The following is a 19,270-nucleotide window of genomic DNA, read 5'->3' as shown; positions in this document are numbered from 1 at the left end:
GGACGAGAGGAACGCACATGGCCGAGATGGCCATCCAGGTACGTGACCTGGTCAAGAGCTACCCGCGGGGCGTCCGGGCCCTCGACGGGCTGAGCTTCGTGGTGCCCGAGGGCACCCTGTTCGGGTTGCTGGGGCCCAACGGGGCCGGCAAGTCCACCGCTGTGCGGATCCTCTCCACGCTGGCCCGCGCGGACTCGGGGCAGGCACTCGTCGCCGGGTACGACGTCGTTCGGCAGGCGACCGAGGTGCGTAGGCGGATCGGGCTCGTCGGACAGCGCCTCAGCGCCGTACCGACCGCCACCGTGCGCGAGAACGTGCTTCTCCAGGGGCGGATGTTCGGACTCAAGGGCCGGGCGTTGGCGACCCGCACCGACGAGGTGCTCTCGATGCTGGCGCTCTCGGACGTCGCAGGCCGGCAGGCGGGTTTCTGCTCCGGTGGCATGAAGCGTCGGGTCGACATCGCCATGGGGATCGTGCACCGCCCCCGGGTCCTCTATCTCGACGAGCCGACGACCGGCCTCGACCCCGACATCCGCGTGCAGCTCTGGGCCGACCTCACCGCGCTGGTCCGGCAGGAGGGGATCACCATCCTGCTGACCACCCACTACCTCGAAGAGGCCGACGCGTTGGCGAACGACGTGGCCATCATCGACCGCGGCAAGATCGTGACGACGGGCAGTCCGGAGACGCTGAAGCAGAAGCTGCGGGGGGACACCCTGCAGGTCGAGTTCGAGTCCGACCAGTCCGAGGAAGCGATCCGCGGCGCGCTGGCAGGGCTCGACGGTCTCGACGAGATCCGCGTCGACGGGCGCCGGCTGCATGCACGGGCGTCAAGCGGCGGTGCGGCGGTGCCGGTCGTCCTCGCGCGGCTCGGCCAGGAAGCCATGGCGGTACGGTCGGTGAGCGTGTCCCAGCCGACCCTGGATGACGTGTACCTGGCGTACACGGGACGCAGATTCGCCACCCAGGTGGATCCCGGGGCGACCGCCGGAGGGCAGGCATCGTGAGTGAGCTCGTCGGGCAGTCCGCCTACATCGCGCGTCGGCACATCCTGCACACGTTTCGTCAACCGTGGCTCATCGCGATCAACCTCGTCCAGCCGTTCCTGTGGTTGCTGCTGTTCAGCGGGACCTTCCGCCGTATCGCCGACATCCCCGGATTCGGGTCGGACAACTACGCCCAGTTCTTCCTGCCGGGGCTCATCGTGATGACGGTCCTGCTCGCGAGTGGCTGGAACGGTCTGTCCCTGCTGGCGGACATGGAGCGGGGCACCCTTGACCGGCTGCTGGCGTCCCCGGTGCGCCCGATCGCCCTGATCATCGGTCCGCTGGTGCAGCAGGTGGTCAACGCGGTGATCCCGACGGCCATCCTGCTCGTGGTGGGCTACGGGCTCGGGGTGAGATTCCACGGGGGCGTGCTCGGAGTTGTCGTCATGATCCTCGCGCTCGCGGGGGTCGCCTGCGCGCTCGCCGCACTGTCGAGCACCGTCGCGCTGATCGTGGGGCGGGAGGAGTCCCTGATCGCGATGGTCAACTTCATCGTGATGCCCCTGACGTTCCTCTCCAGCGCCTTCATGCCCAAGGACCTGGTGCCGGGCTGGGTCGCCGCGGCGATCGCCGCGAACCCGGTCAACTGGGCGGTGGAGCTGTGTCGCGACTCGTTCAACGACAGCCTGGAGCTGGGGAAGGTGCTGACGGGCCTGGGCCTGCTGGCGGGGTTGGCGGCGGTGGCCATGGCGACGACCGGCGTGGCGTTGGCCCGGCATCGTCGGCGTTCCTGAACGGTGCCGGTACCCCGTCGCGGCGCGCGCCCCTGAGAAGGGCCTCGCGTCAGCGACGGGGTGGCGAGGCGGGGGCGGCCGACCGCGAGGGCGGCGGCACGTACGCGCCGATGCCATGCGACTTCACCGACCCGTGCGTCGGTCTGCCCGGCCGGGATGGTGGCGACGCGCACCGGCGAGTGGACCCGGTGCCGCCGGGGCCCGGAACTCCTCGCCCAGTTCGTGAGAGCGCTTTCGAGAGGGCGAGTACCGCGCCAGGACACCCCTAATCGACGCGTCATACCTATCGGGAACCCTTAATGGCCACCCCTTGTCTGTTTTGCCCGGAAGCTTGCTGCGGGTTCGGGCGGGAGTCCGAAACGGGATGATCAGAATCAGACGGTGGTGAAGCGTTTATTCCGCCAGCGCGAAAGTGGCCCGATTTGTCGCTGGTCAATCCCCACCTTGGGTGACCAGGTGATCGCGTGAAGTGCAGACCTTTTGCTGTTTCGTGATAATCCCCACTTGGTGTCCCTCTGGCAGAATGAGTCTCGCGTTGGGTGGTCGGCTTCAGCGTCGAAGTCCGCGCTTGCCTCGTGGTGACTGCTGGATAAGGAAGATGGGATGACGAAGAGTAAGTTCGGCGGAGCTGTTCGTGATCGGGCTGGCAGTGAAGCTTTTCCTCTGAAGCCAATTCCTCCCCACCTGGACGTAATCGTCGCGGCCTTACTCAGTGGGGCAACGGACGTCGCCGCGAGTCACCAGTTGAATTGTTCGCCCAGAACCTTCAGTCGACGAGTCGGCGAACTGTTGGAGTATCTCGGGGTCCAGACCAGGTTTCAGGCCGGGGTCAAGTTGGCTATGCCGGAAAGTAGCCCGCTGAATCGTTGGGGCGCAGCTGCGGATTCGGCGATCCCGCCGTCCCTGCCCTAGCCTCGTCCCCTTCGTCAGATTCTCAAGGGGTGGGCCGGAAGCGGAGAGTGCCTTCTGCTGAGGAGAACGGGATTGCCGAAGGTCTCCTGTCCTGTTCGCGGAAGGCACCTGCTGGTGAAGGCTCCCGCAGCGCGTTCGAAGATCACGGTGACCGGTGACGGGCGGGGCGTCATCGGTCACGCTGATGCCCGACTGCCCGCCCGCCTGCCGCCTGCCTGCCGATCTCGCCGATGCGACCGGCTGATCAGCGCGTTCAGTGCCGTTCCGGCGGGTCTGCGGCAGCGCGGCGGTGGACACGACCGGGGCCGGATCGGACCGCCGATCACGTCACCGCCCTCGACAAGGCATTGGCTCAGCTCGCTGACCAGCTGCGCCGGCGCCTCGATTCTGTCGGCGCAGATTATCCGGGGATCCATTCACGCGTCTGCGGCCCAGACTCGTGACCTGAGTGAGCAGCACGTCGACATGTGATCCGGTGCGCCGTCTCCATCCTGTCCGGCGGTGGGATTCGATGTGGTGCGAAGACGACGAGCGCCCGCACGATCGTGGTGGACAGCCCCGCAGATCGACCAGGATCCCCCAGGTCCCGGGCGGGACGACCGCCCGTTCACGGCAGGCGCGAGCAGGATCGGCGGGGTGGGCTCGACGGCGCGGGATCTTCGCGTCGGCGCGGTTCACGGCTTTCTGCCCGTGTCACAGCTTCGGCCGAAAGGCGCCCCGCTTGAAGGGGTGCGTACGCTGCCGCGGGCAGCACAGCCTCTGCCGCGGAGGTCATCACGTTTGCCCTGAGCCTTCCTCATCCTGATCGTGCAGGTCAGGGCGGTTGTGCGTGGCCGGGAATCGTCGCGGGTGAGGCTCCAGGCAAGACAGCGAATTGACCGACACCCGATGCCCCGACGAGGCCTCGCATCGTCGTCCACGACTTCGGCACGGGCTACGGGCCGGCGGACGGCCGCGGGTACTGGTGGAAACCACTGCCGCTCTTGCGGCCGTACCGGCCCGCGTCCACCAGCTCCCGCAGGGTGCGCCCGGGTTGAAAGCGCGGGTCGCCGGTGCACTCGAACAGCACCAGAAGGGTGTCCACGACGGTGTCCAGGCCGATCAGGTCGGCCGTGCGCAGCGGGCCCATCGGGTGCCCGAGGCAGTCCCGGAAGAGCCGGTCGACGGTCTCGGCGTCGACCGTGCCCTGGCCGAGGACCTCGGCGGCCTCGTTGACGGTGAGCATCAGCACGCGGTTGAGCACGAAGCCCGGCCCGTCGGCGACCACGATGCCGGTCTTGCCGATCGTGGCGAGCAGGTCGAGGGTGCGCCGTAGGGCCTCCGCGCCGGTCCGCGCCGCCCGCACCACCTCGACGCCGTCCTTGAGCGGCGCGGGGTTCATGAAGTGCGTCCCGACGACCCGCTCCGGCCGGCGGGTGCGGGCGGCGAGCCGGTCGATCGGGATGGCGGAGGTGACCGAGGCGAGCACCGTCTCCGGTGGACAGGCCGCGTCCAGCTCGCCGAAGATCCGTTCCTTGAGCGGGATGCGTTCCGGCGCGCACTCGATGACGTACCCGGCCCGGTGCAGCGCGGCGACCCGGTCGGTCCAGCTGATCCGCTCGACGACCCGGGTCACCGGCTCGTCCGCGTGGCGCGCGCGCAGCAACCGGGCCTGCCGCAGCTCGGTGCGCAGCCGGGTCCGCGCCGCCGCCACCCCGGCCGCCGACCCGAGCGCCGGGTCGACCACGACCACGTCGTACCCGCCGGCGGCGAGGCACTGGGCGACGCCGAGCCCCATCGTGCCGGCGCCGACCACCCCGACGGTCCCGCCCACGCCGTCGCCCCGCGCGGCGTACGCGTTCGGCCCGGCCGCGCCGGGTCCGGCGGTCCGCTGCCCGGTCACGCCGCCACCACCCGCACCGGGTGCGACCGCGCGGCCAGCGGTCGGGCCGGATCGACCGCCAGTGTCCACCGGTCGCCCGCGTCGTCCTCGACGGCGAAGCCGGCGAAGCGCAGGGTGACCAGCATCTGGCGGTTGGCCGCGGTGGGTACGAACTCCGCCACCGGTCGCCGGCCCGCAGCCAGGGCGGTGTGCACGAGGTGGTCCAGCAACGCCGCGCCGGCACCGCGGGACAGCACCCGGCACGACATCAGCAGCAGCCGCAGCACGGTCGCGGCCGGCCGCAGCTCGGTGACCGCCAGCCCGACGGTGCCGTAGGAGCCGAACCGGTCGTGCAACCGCGCCACCAGCACCTCGTGCCGGGGCGACGCGCACAGCTCGCGCAGCTCCGCCGGGCTGAACGTGACGCCGGTGGTGTTCAGCTGGTGGGTGCGTACGGTCAGCTCGTGGGCCCGGGCGAGGTCGGCCGGGCCGGCCCGGCGCACCCGCAGCACCAGGCCGAGCGAGGCGAGGAACTCCGCGGGCGGCCCGGCGTGCGCGGCCTCGGCGGCCCGGCGCCGGTCGTCGACCCGGTAGAGCTGGCGGCGCCGCCGCGACTCCTCGGTGGGGGGCCCGCCGGTGAACTCGGGTCGGGCCGGCAGGTCGGCGACGGCGTCGGCCGGGTGGCAGCGTACGGCCGGCAGGGCGGCGGCGACCTCGGCGCGCTCCACCGGGTCGTTGTCGACGAACGCGACCGCGTCCAGGCTGATGCCCAGGTCGCCGGCGATCCGGGCGACCGCGGCGGACTTGGCGCCCCAGCCGACCTCGACCCGGGTGAACAGGTCGAGCAGTCCGTGCGCGGCGAGGTGGGCGGTGGCGGGGGCGCGCTCGCCACGGCTGGCCACGGCGTGCAGGACGCCGCGCCGGTCCAGGGCGCGCAGCGTGCGTACCGCCGCGGGGAACGGCACCGGGGCGTCGCCCTCCAGCACGACGCCGTCCCACAGCGTGTCGTCGAGATCCCAGACCAGGCACTTCACCAGCTTGGTCACCGTCGTCCCCCTGGTCCCGTCGCGCGGGTCCGCCGCAGCAGATGGTCGGCGACGTGCAGCTCGGCCACCTGGGCGGAGCCCTCGATGATCTCCATGACCTTGGCGTCCCGGTAGAACCGGCCTGCGCGGCTCTCCGGGGCGCAGCCGGCCGCGCCGAGCACCTGCACGGCCGTGCCGGCGACCGAGGCGGCGGCGCGGGCCGCCGCGTACTTCGCCGCGACCGTGCCGGCGATCGCGTCGGGAGCACCGGCGGCCCGCCACCGCGTGGCCCGGGCGGCGAGTTCCCGCGCGCCGGCGGTCTCCACGGCGGCCCGACCCAGCAGCGCGCGTACGCTCTGGTGCTCGGCGAGCAGGGTGTCGCCCTGCCGGCGGGTGAGCACGTGCTCGGCCATGTCGCGCAGGCACGCCTCGGCCATCCCGACGCAGCCCCAGCCGACCGTGAACCGCCCGTGGTCCAGCGCGGTGGCCGCGACGTGGGACAGGCCGAAGCCGGGCGGCGCGACGCGGTTCGTCGCGGGGACCCGTACGCCGTCGAGCCGGATGTCGGCCAGCTGGGCGGCGCGCAGACCGAGCTGACCCTCGACCGGCTGCCGGGTCACGCCGGGCCGGTCGGTCTCGACCAGCACGGCGGTGTGCCGGCCGTCCAGCACACCGAGCACCAGCACCACGTCGGCGACCTGCCCGAAGCTCACCCAGCGCTTGACCCCGGTCAGCTCCAGGGTGGGCTCCCGGCCGTCGGCGACGGCGCGGACGCGGGTGTCGACGGCGGCCAGGTCGCTGCCCGCGCCGGCCTCGGTGGCGGCGAAGCCGGCGAGCAGTTCACCCCGGGCGAACGCGGGCAGCCAGCGCGTCCGCTGCTCGGCGGTGCCCCAGCGCAGCACGGCCGCCGCGACCATGGCCTGCACGGTGACCAGCGCCCGCAGCGCGCCGCACACGCCGCCGAGGCGGGCGCACAGCTCGCCGACCTGCGCCGGGCTGGCGCCGAGACCCCCGTAGCCGACCGGCAGGTCCGCCGTGAGCAGCCCGGCCTGCGCGGCGGCGCCGCGTACCGCTGCCGGCAGCGCGCCGTCGCGGTCCCAGCGGGCTGCCTGGCCGTACGCCGTCGCGGCGAGGTCCGCGCCGAGGTCGTCGAGCGCCGGCGGGGCGGTCACGCCGTCGTCCCGGCCCGGCGGGCCAGCTTCGCCAGCACGAAGTCGGTCAGCCGGGAGATCGTCCGGAAGTGGCCGAGGTCGAGGTCGGCCACCTCGACCTCGAGGCCGAAGCGCTCCTCCACGAAGACCACCAGCTCGATCGCGAACAGCGAGTTGAGCAGGCCGAGCGCGAAGTAGTCCTCGTCGGGGCCGATCGGCCCGGACAGCGCCGGGGCGATGAAGTCGTGCAGCTCCCGCGCCACCGTGGCCCGGTCGGGTGCGTCCATCCCCACTCCCATCTCAGTCGACCGTCTCCGGGGACACCGGGCCGCCGTCGAACTCGACCAGCACCAGGCTCCAGGCGGCCACGGGGCTGGAGTTGACGAGAACGGCCCGCTGGCCGCCCCGCAGCCGCCCCGCCCCGATCTCGGTCGCCAGGTTCAGCAGCACGTCGTTCGGGCCGAGGTGGCCCAGGTCGCGCAGGTTGTCGTGGCAGGTCGAGGAGACGCTCACGCCGAGCGTCTCCTCGACGAAGCGGAACGCTCCGGTGGAGAGGTTGTGGCTCAGGTGCCGGGCGATGTCCGTCGGCGCCAACCCGTTGCGCTCCAGCAGGCGCTGGTACATCGTGCGCAGCCGGTTGCGGCTCTCCAGCGCCAGCTGGAAGGAGTACTCCCGGGGGTCGCGGCACCGCTCGGTCCAGCGGGCCGACGGGCGGTCCCGGTAGTCCACCCGGAACAGGTCCCAGTAGCGGCCGTCGGTCTCCTGCAGCACGTCGAGGACCCGCAGCGGCCCGTCGCGCGAGACGACCGCGGCCAGCCCGCCGTCGCCGCTGACGGTGACCGGGTGCCGGTAGCGCCGTGGCGTGGCCGGCGTGCTGCCGTGCACGACGAGGACGTCGGACAGCCCCGGGTCGGCGGCCAGCAGGCCGCGCGCCACCAGCAGCGCCGGCGTGACCGACACGCAGCCCAGCCCGCCGACGGAGAACGTCAGCGCCCGGTCGGTGCCGAGGTGCGCCTGCAACCGGGTCTCGGCGGAGCTGACCAGCGTTGCCGGCGCGCGGGACTCCACCACGACCAGCGCGCCGACCCGCTCCGGGGCCAGCCCGGCGGCCGCCAGGGCCCGGCTGGCGGCGCCCGCGGCCAGGTCGAACGCGTCCAGCCCCGGGTCGGCGCGGACGCGGTCGATGCCGAGGCCGGCGCAGAGTTCCCGCTCGCCTGGCCCGAGGTACGCCAGTTCCGGCAGCTCCGCCACCGCGACCGACCGGTGCGGCAGGAAGGACGCCATGGTCCGTACCGCCATGGTTGCGGGCATGTTCGCCGCCCTTCGGTAGCAGGGGCCGTCGTGGGTGTCGCGTCGCGGGCCGCCGGCCGGTGGCCCGCATCCGCCGACTCGGTGCCACTGTGCCGAGCACGGCGGGCGGCGGGACAGAGAAGGACCGGCAGAGGCGTTGCCGGTCCTTCTCTGGTACCGGCCAGCCGGCGTCCACGAGTCTCGATCCGATGCCGACCGCCGGTGAAGGGGGAGACGCCGATGCCGAGCCGGATGCCCACCCAGACGAACGCCCCGCCGCGCGGCAGCGGGAACCGGATCCGGCCGGTGCCGCGTGGCGGCCCGCTGCGGCTGTCGCCCGGGCAGGAGCGCCTGTGGTTCCTCGACGGGCTGCGCGGCGACGGTACGGAGTACCTGGTCTGGCTGCGGTGGCGCCTGCGCGGACCGTGGGATCCCGAGGTGTTCGCCCGCGCGGTGACCGAGGTCGTCCGTCGGCACGAGGTGCTGCGCACCCGGTACGGCGACGGCGACGGCGGGCCGGTGCAGCTGGTCGACCCGCCCGGCCCGGTGGACGTCACCCTCGTCGACCTCGCCGGCGCACCGGACGCCGGCACCCGGGCGGCGGCGCTGCTCGACGCGACCGGCAACCGGCCGTTCGACCTGCGCCGGGAGCACCCGCTGCGGGTGGTGGTGGCCCGGCTCGCGCCGACGGAGCACCTGGTCGGCCTCACCCTGCACCACATCGCGGCCGACGCGTGGTCGTGCGACGTGCTGCGGCGTGACCTCGACGACGCGTACCGCGCGGTGCTGACCGGCCGGCGCCTGCCGGCACCGCCGGCGGTGCAGTACGCCGACGTCGCGTCGTGGCAGCGGGCCCGGCGCGAGGCCGCCGGGGCGGCCGGCGTCGACTACTGGCGCGACCAGCTCGCCGGACTCGAACCGGTCCTGCTGCCCACCGACCGCCCGCGTGACGCCCGCCGGGATCGCCGTGGCGACGTGCTCACGTTGGACGTGCCGGCGCACGTCGCGCGGCTGGTCGACGCCGTCGGCGAGCGGTACGGGACGGGCGCGTTCATGACGCTGCTGGCCGCCTTCCAGGTGCTGCTGGCGCAGCGCACCGGCCGCACGAACATCGCGGTCGGGATGCCCGCCGCGGGGCGGGACGCGCCGGAGACCGAGGACCTGGTCGGCTTCTTCGTCGACACCCTGGTGCTGCGGACCGACCTGGCGGGCGGGCCGTCGTTCGTGCGGGTGCTGGAGCGGGTGCGGGCGACCGTGCTGGCCGCGCTCACCCACAACGACGTCCCGTTCGAGGAGGTCGTGGCGGCGGTCCGGCCCCGCCGGGATCCCGCCCGCAATCCGCTCTTCGAGATCATGTTCCAGGTCCTGCACACGGGGGAGACGCCCGGCACGCTCGGCGGCGCCACGGTCGAGCCGCTGCCCCTGACCGCCACCGACGCCAAGTTCGACCTGGTGTTCACCGTCTGCCGGGGCGCGGCCGGCGACCTGAGCTGCGTCCTCGAGTACGCCCGCGGACTGTTCGACCGCGCGACGATGCGACGGCTCGCCGAGGACTACGTCACGCTGCTGGAACGGCTGGCCGGCGAGCCGGAGGCCCGCGCCCTCCAGCCGGCCCCGGCGCCCGGGGCCCCGCCCGTGTCCGGGGCCCCGCCCGCGTCCGACACCTCGCCCGCGTCCGACACCTCGCCCGCGCCGGGCGCCCCGCCCGCGCCCGGCGCCCCGCCCGTGCCGGCCGCCGCCGACGGCGGCGTCGGGCGGGCGTCCGCCGTCGGGGCGCCGACCGACCCCGTCGAGCAGGCCGTCGCCGGGATCTGGGCGCGGCTGCTCGGCGTCGACGACATCGCGGCCGACGACGACTTCTTCGACCTCGGCGGCCACTCGCTGCTGGTGGCCCGGGTGCGTACCGCGCTGCGGCAGGCGTTCGCCGTCGAGCTTCCCCTGCACGTCCTGTTCGAGGCCACCTCGGTGGCCGCCCTCGCGGCCGCGGTCACCGCCGCGGTCCGCGCCGACGTCAGCCGACTCTCCGAGAGCCAGGCACGGGACCTGCTGTCCCGCGCCGCCCGGGAAGGAACCCGATGACCGAGACCGCGAAGCCGCCCACCCCGCACGAGCAGCTGCTCACCCGCCGGCTGCGCGGCCTCGACCCGCTGCCCGAGGCGGGCATCCCCCGGGCCTGCGGGGCGCAGCCGCCACCGCTGTCGTACGCGCAGCGCCGGCTGTGGATCCTGGACCGGCTGCGCCCCGGCGGCGTCGAGTACCTGGTGCAGATCGCGCTGCACCTGACCGACCGCCCGGGCGGCCGGCTGGACGTCGCCGCGCTCCGCGTCGCCCTCGACGGGCTGGTGGCCCGGCACGAGGTGCTGCGCACCCGCTATCCGGTCGGCGCCGACGGCGAGCCGGTACAGCTGGTCGACCCGCCCGCCCCGGTGCCGCTGCCGGTCCGCGACCTCACCCACCTGGACAGCGAGACGCAGTGCGCCCTGCTGAACCGGCTCGTCTCGGTCGACCGCGAACCGATCGACCTGGCCGCCGGGCCGATCCTGCGCGCGCTGCTCGTACGCCGGGAACCCGACCAGCACCTGCTGCTGCTCACCACCCACCACATCGCCGTGGACCACTGGTCGGAGGGCCTGCTGCTGGAGGAGCTGCGCCACCGCTACGCCGCCGCGATCGATGGCCGCCCCGCCGACCTGTCCCCGCCGCCGGTGCGGTACGCCGACGTGGCGGTCTGGCAGCGGCTGCGCGGGGACGCGCTGCGGGAGGCCCAGCTGCCGTACTGGCGCCGCCAGCTCGCCGGCGTCACGCCCGTGGAGCTGCCGACCGACCGCCCCCGCCCGGCGGTACGGGACACCGCCGGCGACGTCGTGCCGTTCACCGTGCCCGCCGGGGTGGCCGGGGCGCTGGGCCGGCTGGCCCGCCGGCACCGGGCCACGCCGTTCATGCTCCTGCTGGCGGCGTACGCGGTCGTCCTCGGCCGGTGGGGCGGCACCAGCGACGTCACGGTCGGCACGCCCGTCGCCGGACGCGGGCACGACGACGTGCAGGACGTCGTCGGGCTCCTGGTGGACACCGTCGTGGTCCGCACCGACCTGACCGAAGACCCCACGTTCGGCGAGCTGGTCGAGCGGGTCCGCCGCACCTCGCTGGACGCCTTCGCCCACCAGGAACTGCCGTTCGAGCAGCTGGTCGAGGAGCTCGCGCCGGACCGAGACCCGGCGCGCACGGCACTGTTCTCGACGATGTTCGTCTGGCAGGAGGCCGGGCAGGACGCCTTCCAGGTGCCCGGGTTGGACGTCCTGCCGGTGCCGATCCCGTTCGCCGACGCCAGGTTCGACCTGACCCTGTCGGTCTCCCCGGAGCCGGACGGCTCGCTCTCCGGCGCCCTGGTCTACGCCACCGGCCTGTTCGACCGCGCCACGATCGAGCGCTTCGCCGCGCAGGTCGGGCAGCTGCTGGCCGGCGTGGCGGCGGCCCCGGACACCCCGCTGTCCGAGATCGACCTGATCCCGCCGGCCGAGCGCGAGCGGCTGCTCGTCGGCTGGAACGACACCGCCACCGAGGTGCCCGCCGGCACGGTGCCCGCGCTGTTCCGGGCCCAGGTGGCCGCGACGCCGGACGCGGTGGCCGTGCGGGCGGCGGGGCACACCCTGTCGTACGCCGAACTCGACGCCCGCGTCACCGCGCTGGCGGCACGGCTGCGCGCGGCGGGTGTCGGCCCCGAGTCGGCGGTCGGGGTGTGCCTGGAGCGCGGCCCGGAGCTGGTGACCGCGCTGCTGGCCGTGCTCACCGCCGGCGGCGCGTACCTGCCGCTGGACACCGAGAGCCCGCCGCGGCGACTGGAACAGCTGCTCACCGACGCCTCGGTACGGGTGGTGGTGACCGACCGGGCGGCAGTCGGCACCACCGCGCGCACGCTGCTCCGGCCCGACGTGGGCACCGCCGCGCCGGCCGGGCCGCTCGGCGACCCCGACCCGGACCACCCGGCGTACGTGCTGCACACCTCCGGCTCGACCGGCCGACCCAAGGGCGTCGTCGTCACCCACCGCGCGCTGGCGAACCGGCTCGCCTGGATGGGGCGGGCGTACCCGCTCGACGGCACCGACCGGGTGCTGCACAAGACGCCGTACGGCTTCGACGTCTCGGTCTGGGAGCTGTTCTGGCCGCTGGTCAGCGGCGCGACGCTGGTCGTGGCCCGTCCCGGCGGGCACCGGGACCCGGCGTACCTGGCCGCCACGATCGCCGAACACGGCGTCACCACACTGCACTTCGTCCCGTCGATGCTGCGCGCCTTCCTCGACACGCCGACCGGCGAGCTGCCGTCGCTGCGCCGGATCTTCGCCAGCGGCGAGCCGCTGACGGCCGAGCTGGCGGCGGGCGTGCACCAGCGGTTCGGTTGCGAGCTGCACAACCTCTACGGCCCCACCGAGGCGACGATCGACGTGACGGCGGCGCAATGCCTGCCGGGGGAGCCGGTCACGATCGGCCGGCCGGTCGCCAACACCCGCGCCTACGTCGTCGACGCGGACCTGCGGCTGCTGCCGGCGGGCGTGCCCGGCGAGCTGGTGGTGGCCGGCGTGCAGCTCGCCCGCGGCTACCTCGGCCGCCCCGGGCACACGGCCGACCGGTTCGTGCCGGACCCGTTCGGCGCCGCGCCCGGCGGACGGCTCTACCGCACCGGCGACCTGGTCCGGCACCGCACCGACGGGACGATCGAGTACCTGGGCCGGCTGGACCGGCAGGTGAAGCTGCACGGCCAGCGCGTCGAGCCGGGCGAGGTGGAGGCGGTGCTCGGCACACATCCGGACGTCGCCGCCGCCGTGGTCGCCGTGCGTGACGACCGGCTCGTCGCGTACCTCGTCGGCGCGCGCGACGCGGCCGGTCCGGCGCTCGACCGGGACGGGGTCGCGGCGTACGCCCGGGCCCGGCTGCCCCGGCACCTGGTGCCGGCGCGGTGGGTGGTGCTCGACGCGCTGCCGCTGACCACCGCCGGCAAGGTCGACCACCGGGCGCTGCCCGCGCCGCCCGCCGACGACGCGCCGGCCGGGGCCGCGCCCCGGACCGCGCTGGAGCGGACGATCGCGCGGGCCGTGGCCGACGGGCTGGGTGTCGACTCGGTGGGCCGCGACGACGGGTTCTTCGCGCACGGCGGCGACTCGATCCGGGCGATCCGCGCCGTCGGGGCACTGCGGGCGGCCGGCCTGCCGCTGTCGGTGCACGACCTGTTCCGGCACGCCACCGTCGCCGAGCTGGCCGACCTCGTCGGCACGCGGACGCCGGACGGCCCGGCCGACGCGCCCCCGTGCGCAGTCGAGCCGCCGGTCGTGGCGCCGTTCGCGCTGCTCTCCGACGCCGACCGGGCGCTGCTGCCGCCGGGCCTGGTCGATGCGTACCCGATGGGCGAGACGCAGGCGGGAATGGTGTACGAGATGCTGGCCGCGCAGCGGCCGGTCTACGTGAACGTGAGCTGCTACCGGATCGAGGACGAGACGCCGTTCGACCTGGCCGACCTGCGCGCGGCGGCGGCGCTGCTGGTACGCCGGCACGAGATCCTGCGTACCTCCTTCGCGCTCGCCGGCTACACGCGGCCGCTGCAACTGGTGCACGCCACCGCCGAGCTGCCGGTGGACCTGGACGACCTGCGGGACCTGCCGCCGGCCGCGCAGCGTCAGGTCCTCGACGAGTTCCTGCTCGCCCAGCGCGCCGCGCCGTTCGACCTGGCGGTGCCGCCGCTGCTGCGCTACACGGTGCACCGCACCGGGGAGCGCGAGTGGTGGCTCACCCATGTCGAGTGCCACGCGATCCTCGACGGCTGGAGTCACACCTCGGTGATCGCCGAGCTGCTCGCGCACTACCGGACACTGCGCCGGGGCGGCGTACCCCGGCCGGCCCCGCTGCCCGCCGTCCGGTTCGCCGACTTCGTCGCCGCCGAACAGGAGTCGCTGCGCTCAACGGTGGACCGGGACTTCTGGACCGCCACCATCACGGCCGACGACAAGCTGGAGATCCCCACCGAGTGGGGCGCCGGGACGGACGGGCCGGGCGACGACGCGCCGGACTCGGTCGTCGTCGCGTACGCCGACCTGGAGCCGGCGCTGCGTCGGCTCGCGGCCGACGCGGACGTGTCGCTGAAGAGCGTGCTGCACGCCGCCCACCTCGCGGCCTGGGGCCTGCTGACCGGGCGGCAGCGCTTCTTCACCGGCCTGGTCGGCAACGGCCGGCCGGAGCGGCTGCGCGGCGACGAGGTGATCGGCATGTACCTGAACACGATGCCGTTCCCCGTCGACCTGACCGCCGGGAGCTGGCCGGGGCTGGTGCGGGCGGTCTTCGACCGGGAGACGCGGCTCTGGCCGCACCGCCGCTACCCGATGGCCGCGATGCGGCGCGACGGCCGGCACGCCTCGGCGCTGGTCGACGTCAGCTTCACCTACCTGGACTTCCACGTGCTCGACTGGGACTCCGGCATCGACCTGGAGTCCGACTTCAGCCCGAGCGAGCAGCCGTTCTCGGCGGTGTCGTTCCCGGGTCACCTGCGCCTGCTGGGCCGGCCGAGCCGGATCGACCGGCCCTACCTGGAATTGGTCGGCCGAACCTACCGGCGGGTGCTGGCCGCGATGGCGGCCGGCGTCGCCCCCGCTCCCGACGCCGTTTCCCATTCCGGCGTCGCCCCCGCTCCCGACGCCGCCCGGGGCGCCCTCCTGGATGAGGTGCCGGCCGCGGCGGGATCGCCGCGGACGGTGACGCTGGCGCCGGCCGACCGCGACCGGGTGCTCGTCGAGCCGAACCGCACCGAGCGGGCCTTCGACAGCGACGAGCCGGTGCACCGGCTCGTCGAGCGGCAGGCCCGCGCCGCGCCGACCGCCGTCGCGCTGCGGCAGGGCATCGTCAAGGTCTACTACGCCGAGCTGGAGCTGCGCGCGAACCGGCTGGCGCACCGGCTGCGCACCCTCGGCGTCGGCCCGAACTCGGTCGTCGGCGTCTGCCTGCCCCGGACGCCCGACCTGGCCGTCTGCGTACTGGCCGTGCTGAAGGCGGGCGGCGCGTTCCTGCCGCTGGACCCGGCGTACCCGGCCGAGCGGCTGCGGTTCATGCTCGCCGACACGGCGGCCACGGTGCTGCTCACCGCCGGGCGGCCACCGGCCGGCCTCGCCAAGTCCGGCCCGAGGAACGTGCCGACGGTCGACGTGACCGACGAGTCCGCCCAGCTCGACATGCCGGTCGCCGCGCCGGAGGTGACGGTGGCGCCGGACGACCTCGCGTACGTCATCTACACCTCCGGCTCCACCGGGCGGCCCAAGGGGGTGGCCGTGCCGCACCGGGCGCTGCGCAACCTCCGCCACGCGCAGCAGGAGGTCTTCGACCTCCGGCCGGGCGACCGGATGTTGCAGTTCTTCCCGGTCGGCTTCGACGCGTCGGTGTCCGAACTGGTCGCCGCTCTCACCGCCGGCGCCGAGCTGGTGCTGCCCGCGCCCGACCGCGACCCGGACGACCTGCGTGGCGAGGCGGCCACGCTGACCCACCTGTTCCTGCCGCCGTCGATGCTCAGCCGGCTGGACCCGGCGGACTTCCCGCGCCTGCGGGTCACCCTGGTCGGCGGCGAGGCGTGCCCCGCCGGGGAGGCCGACCGGTGGGCGTGGCACGCCGCCTTCGTCAACCTGTACGGCCCCACCGAGGCGTGCGTCGCCGCCACGTACGCGCCGGTCGCCGCCGGCTCGCCGGAGCGGATGCCGTCGATCGGCACCCCGCTGGCGAACGTGCGGTGCCACGTCCTGGACGCCGAGGGGCGACCGCTGCCCGCCGGGGTACGCGGCGAACTGCACGTCGCCGGGGCGGGCCTGGCCCGTGGCTACCTCGGCCGCGCGGGGCTGACCGCCGAGCGGTTCGTCCCCGACCCGTTCGGACCGGCCGGTACCCGGATGTACCGCACCGGTGACGTGGTCTCCCGCGCGGCAGACGGCACGCTGCGCTTCCACGGCCGCGGCGACCAGCAGGTCAGCGTCCGCGGCTTCCGCATCGAGCTGGGCGAGGTCGAGCACGCGCTGCAGACGCACCCGGCGGTGGCCGCCGCGGCCGTCGCGGTCGCCGCGGCGGGCACGGAGGAGGCGACGCTGGTGGCGTTCGTCCGGCCCACCGCCGGCAGCTGCGGCGCCACCCCGTCCGCTGCCGAACTGCGCGAGCACGTACGCCGCCGGCTGCCGGCGCACCTGGTGCCGACCCGCTGCCACGTGGTGGAGGAGTTCCCGGTGACCGCCTCCGGCAAGGTCGACCGCGCCGCGCTGGTCGCGACCGAGCCGCGACCCGCCGAGCGGAGCACGCGGGTGGCGCCCCGTACGCCGCTGGAGCGGGCCATCGCCGACGCGTGGGCGCAGGTGCTGCGGCTGGACGAGGTCGGCATCGACGAGGACTTCTTCGACCTCGGCGGCCACTCGATGGCGATGATGCGGATCATCTCGCTGGTGCGGGAGTCGCACGGCGTGGAGCTGACGTTCCGGGCCTTCCTGGAGCACCAGACCGTCGCGCGGCTGGCCGCCGCGATCACCGACGGGGCGGTCGGCGGCCCGGAGGCGCCGGCCGAGCCCGGCAACCGCAACCGGGCGATGCTCTGGCTGCGCCGGGGCAGCGCCCCGCCGCTGTTCTGCATCCATCCCGGCGGCGGCAGCGCCCACTGGTTCCAGCGCTTCCTGCCGTACCTGGACCCGCAGTTGCCCCTGGCCGCGTTCGAGTGGCCGAAGCCGCACGGCGACCACGCGACGATCCCCACCGCCGCCGAGATGGCCCGCCGGCACCTCGACGAGCTGCGGGCCGCCCAGCCGCACGGGCCGTACCGGCTGTTCAGCTGGTGTGGCGGCAGCACCATCGCGGCGGAGCTCGCCACCCTGCTGCTCGACGCCGGTGAGGACGTCACCTTCATGCTGCTCGACCCGGTGCTCGACGCGCAGACCCGGCCGAAGTTCTACGAGCAGATGGGCTTCGTGCGCCGGCTGGAGAAGCTGGTCCTGGAGATCGACCGGGGCGGGCCGGAGGCGGACACCCCCGAGCGCCGGGCCGAGATCATGGACCTCTACGAGCGGGTGGCGAACGACATCGACGAGAAGGAGGGCATGGCGCTGCCCGAGCGCGGCGTCGGCACCGCCTGGCCGCGGATGGTACGGGTCTGGCGCGAGTCGTTGCAGGCGCTCATCGAGTACCCGAACCCCCGCTACGCCGGCAAACTGCACCTCATCGCCAGCGACGCGCTCGCCAACGGCCAGCACGTGGTCTCCTCGGGCCAGACGTTCGCCGACTACCTCGCCCGCTGGGAGGAGTTGGTCGGCGGCGGCATCGAGCTGCACCGGGTGCCGGGGGACCACATCGGGATCATGAAGCCGCCGCTGCTGGTGCATCTGACCGACGTGATCAGCGCCGTGCTGGACGGCGACCGGTGACCGCCCCGGCCGGCGGCCGGTCGCCAGCCCCGGCGACAGCCGACGCGGCGGCCCCGGCGACAGCCGACGCGGCGGCGCGACAGCGGGCGTGGAACCGTACGGGCCGCGCGTACGCGGCGGACGGCCCGGTGCACCGGCTGTTCGAGGCGCAGGCCCGGCGCCGCCCCGACGCCGTGGCGGTGCGCTGGGCCGGCGGCGCGCTGACCTTCGCCGAGCTGGACCGGCGCACCAACCGGCTGGCGTGGGCGCTGCGCGACCACGGGGTCGGCCCCGAGACGCCGGTGGGCATCCGGGTGCCGCGCGGCCCGCTGCTGGCCGTCGCCGTGTACGGGGTGTTGAAGGCGGGTGGCTGCTACGTGCCGGTCGAGCCGACGCTGCCCGCCGAGCGCGCGCACACCCTCCTGACCGAGGCCGGTGTGCGGCTGCTCGTCGTCGCCGGGGGCGAGGACGGCTGGCGGGTGCCGCCGGGGGTGCGCCCGGTGGCCGCCGACGCCCCGGTCGCGGACCCCCGCGAAAAGCACCCTCCGGATCCCGGCACCGGCGCGGACTCCACCGCCTACGTGGTCTTCACCTCCGGCAGCACCGGCCGTCCCAACGGCGTCGCCGTGGCGCATCGCCCGCTGCACAACCTCTTCGCCTGGTGCCGCCGTACGCACGGCTTCGGCCCGCACGACCTGGGCCTGTCGGTCACCTCGCTCGGCTTCGACCTGTCCGTCTTCGACCTGCTCGGGCTGCCCGCGTACGGGGCGGGCGTCTACCTCGCCGACGACGCGCAGCGGCGCGACCCGGAGCTGCTGCGCGACGTGCTGCTGCGGGAGCCGGTGACGTTCTGGAACTCGGCGCCGACGACGCTGGCCCACCTCGCGCCGCTGCTCGGCGCCCACCGGGGCGCCGACGGCACCGGCGACCTGCGGCTGGTCTACCTCAGCGGCGACTACACGCCGTTGACGCTGCCGGACGAGGTACGCGCCGTCTTCCCCGGGGCGACGGTCGTCAGCCTCGGCGGCGCGACGGAGGCGACGGTGTGGTCGAACTGGTTCGAGGTCGGCGAGGTCGACCCGACCTGGCGCAGCATCCCGTACGGGCGGCCGATCGACAACGCGCAGTACTGGGTGGTCGACGAGGAACTGCGCCCCTGCCCACCGGGGGTGCCGGGCGACCTGCTCATCGGCGGCGACGTCCTTGCCCTCGGCTACCACGGCCAGCCGGAGCTGACCCGGCAGCGGTTCGTCCCGGACACGCTCGGGCCCGACCCGGGCGGCCGGCTCTACCGCACCGGCGACCGGGCGAGCTTCGGCCCCGACGGGACACTGACCTTCCTCGGCCGGGCCGACGGGCAGGTCAAGATCCGGGGCGCCCGGGTGGAGCTGGCCGAGGTCGAGCACCGCCTGCGCGGGCACCCGGGCGTACGGGAGGTGGTGGCGCTGGCCCGACCGGACCGCGACGGCGACCGCGCGCTGGTGGTCTACGTCGTGCCGGCCGCCGGTTGCCGGCCGACCGTACGGGAGTTGCGCCGGCACGCCGCCGCCGCGCTACCGGACTACATGGTGCCGGCCGCGGTGGTGTTCGTGGACGGCTTTCCCGCCACCGCCAACGGCAAGCTCGACCGCGCGGCGCTGCCGTGGCCGACACGTACCGGCAGCACGCACGTGCTCGGGGTACCGGGGTGAGTTGCCGGCCGACCGCACGCAGGACGGCGTCACGAATCTCCCGACACGGGTCACAAGGCCATGGTCAGGGCCAGGGAACGGGGACCAGAAAGGAGTTCAACGAGCGCCGAGTGACCTGGTAGCAGGCCCTGCTAGCGTCAGCCGCACACAATGATCAGC

General features: G+C 74.6%; 10 protein-coding genes. 5 read left to right on the top strand and 5 right to left on the bottom strand.

Translation table 11 applies throughout. From position 1 onward, the window contains the following. The first annotated feature begins 17 nt into the window (after window positions 1–17). Window positions 18–1,007, top strand: coding sequence for an ATP-binding cassette domain-containing protein (locus tag ACGFIG_RS29180; protein WP_393008333.1), 990 nt, complete (start codon window positions 18–20; stop codon window positions 1,005–1,007). Continuing rightward, complete coding sequence (locus ACGFIG_RS29175; protein WP_158242009.1) at window positions 1,004–1,780, top strand: ABC transporter permease; 777 nt, start codon at window positions 1,004–1,006, stop codon at window positions 1,778–1,780. Before ACGFIG_RS29180 ends, ACGFIG_RS29175 begins: the two co-directional genes overlap by 4 nt. A gap of 1,846 nt (window positions 1,781–3,626) precedes the next feature. On the opposite strand, the gene ACGFIG_RS29170 is transcribed toward ACGFIG_RS29175, so the two are convergent. The 5 genes from ACGFIG_RS29170 to ACGFIG_RS29150 are packed head-to-tail and all read right to left on the bottom strand — an operon-like array spanning window position 3,627 to window position 8,040. Next, window positions 3,627–4,574 (bottom strand): 3-hydroxyacyl-CoA dehydrogenase family protein, encoded by a 948-nt coding sequence (locus ACGFIG_RS29170; protein WP_393008331.1) that lies wholly within the window; start codon window positions 4,572–4,574, stop codon window positions 3,627–3,629. Continuing rightward, the gene (locus tag ACGFIG_RS29165) at window positions 4,571–5,599 is read right to left on the bottom strand and encodes an HAD-IIIC family phosphatase (protein WP_393008329.1); all 1,029 of its coding nucleotides are present in this window, start codon (window positions 5,597–5,599) and stop codon (window positions 4,571–4,573) included. Before ACGFIG_RS29165 ends, ACGFIG_RS29170 begins: the two co-directional genes overlap by 4 nt. After that, complete coding sequence (locus ACGFIG_RS29160; protein WP_393008327.1) at window positions 5,596–6,750, bottom strand: acyl-CoA dehydrogenase family protein; 1,155 nt, start codon at window positions 6,748–6,750, stop codon at window positions 5,596–5,598. Before ACGFIG_RS29160 ends, ACGFIG_RS29165 begins: the two co-directional genes overlap by 4 nt. Beyond that, on the bottom strand, window positions 6,747–7,016 hold the full coding sequence (locus tag ACGFIG_RS29155; RefSeq protein ID WP_393008325.1) for an acyl carrier protein: 270 nt from the start codon (window positions 7,014–7,016) through the stop codon (window positions 6,747–6,749). The genes ACGFIG_RS29160 and ACGFIG_RS29155 overlap by 4 nt, the downstream gene beginning before the upstream one ends. A gap of 13 nt (window positions 7,017–7,029) precedes the next feature. Continuing rightward, window positions 7,030–8,040, bottom strand: coding sequence for a 3-oxoacyl-[acyl-carrier-protein] synthase III C-terminal domain-containing protein (locus ACGFIG_RS29150; protein ID WP_393008323.1), 1,011 nt, complete (start codon window positions 8,038–8,040; stop codon window positions 7,030–7,032). A 219-nt stretch (window positions 8,041–8,259) separates the two neighbouring features. On the opposite strand from ACGFIG_RS29150, the gene ACGFIG_RS29145 reads away from it, so the two are divergent. The 3 genes from ACGFIG_RS29145 to ACGFIG_RS29135 are packed head-to-tail and all read left to right on the top strand — an operon-like array spanning window position 8,260 to window position 19,111. Then, the gene (locus tag ACGFIG_RS29145) at window positions 8,260–10,098 is read left to right on the top strand and encodes a condensation domain-containing protein (RefSeq protein ID WP_393008321.1); all 1,839 of its coding nucleotides are present in this window, start codon (window positions 8,260–8,262) and stop codon (window positions 10,096–10,098) included. After that, window positions 10,095–17,441: an amino acid adenylation domain-containing protein gene (locus ACGFIG_RS29140; protein ID WP_393008319.1), complete on the top strand. Its 7,347-nt coding sequence runs from the start codon at window positions 10,095–10,097 to the stop codon at window positions 17,439–17,441. Before ACGFIG_RS29145 ends, ACGFIG_RS29140 begins: the two co-directional genes overlap by 4 nt. Next, window positions 17,438–19,111, top strand: a complete 1,674-nt coding sequence (locus ACGFIG_RS29135; RefSeq protein WP_393008317.1) for an amino acid adenylation domain-containing protein — start codon at window positions 17,438–17,440, stop codon at window positions 19,109–19,111. The genes ACGFIG_RS29140 and ACGFIG_RS29135 overlap by 4 nt, the downstream gene beginning before the upstream one ends. Window positions 19,112–19,270 lie beyond the last annotated feature (159 nt).

The organism is Micromonospora sp. NPDC049048 (assembly GCF_043197615.1).
Lineage (GTDB): Bacteria > Actinomycetota > Actinomycetes > Mycobacteriales > Micromonosporaceae > Micromonospora.
Note: the sequence above shows the minus strand (reverse complement) of the source record. Positions and strands in the feature narration are given on the sequence as shown.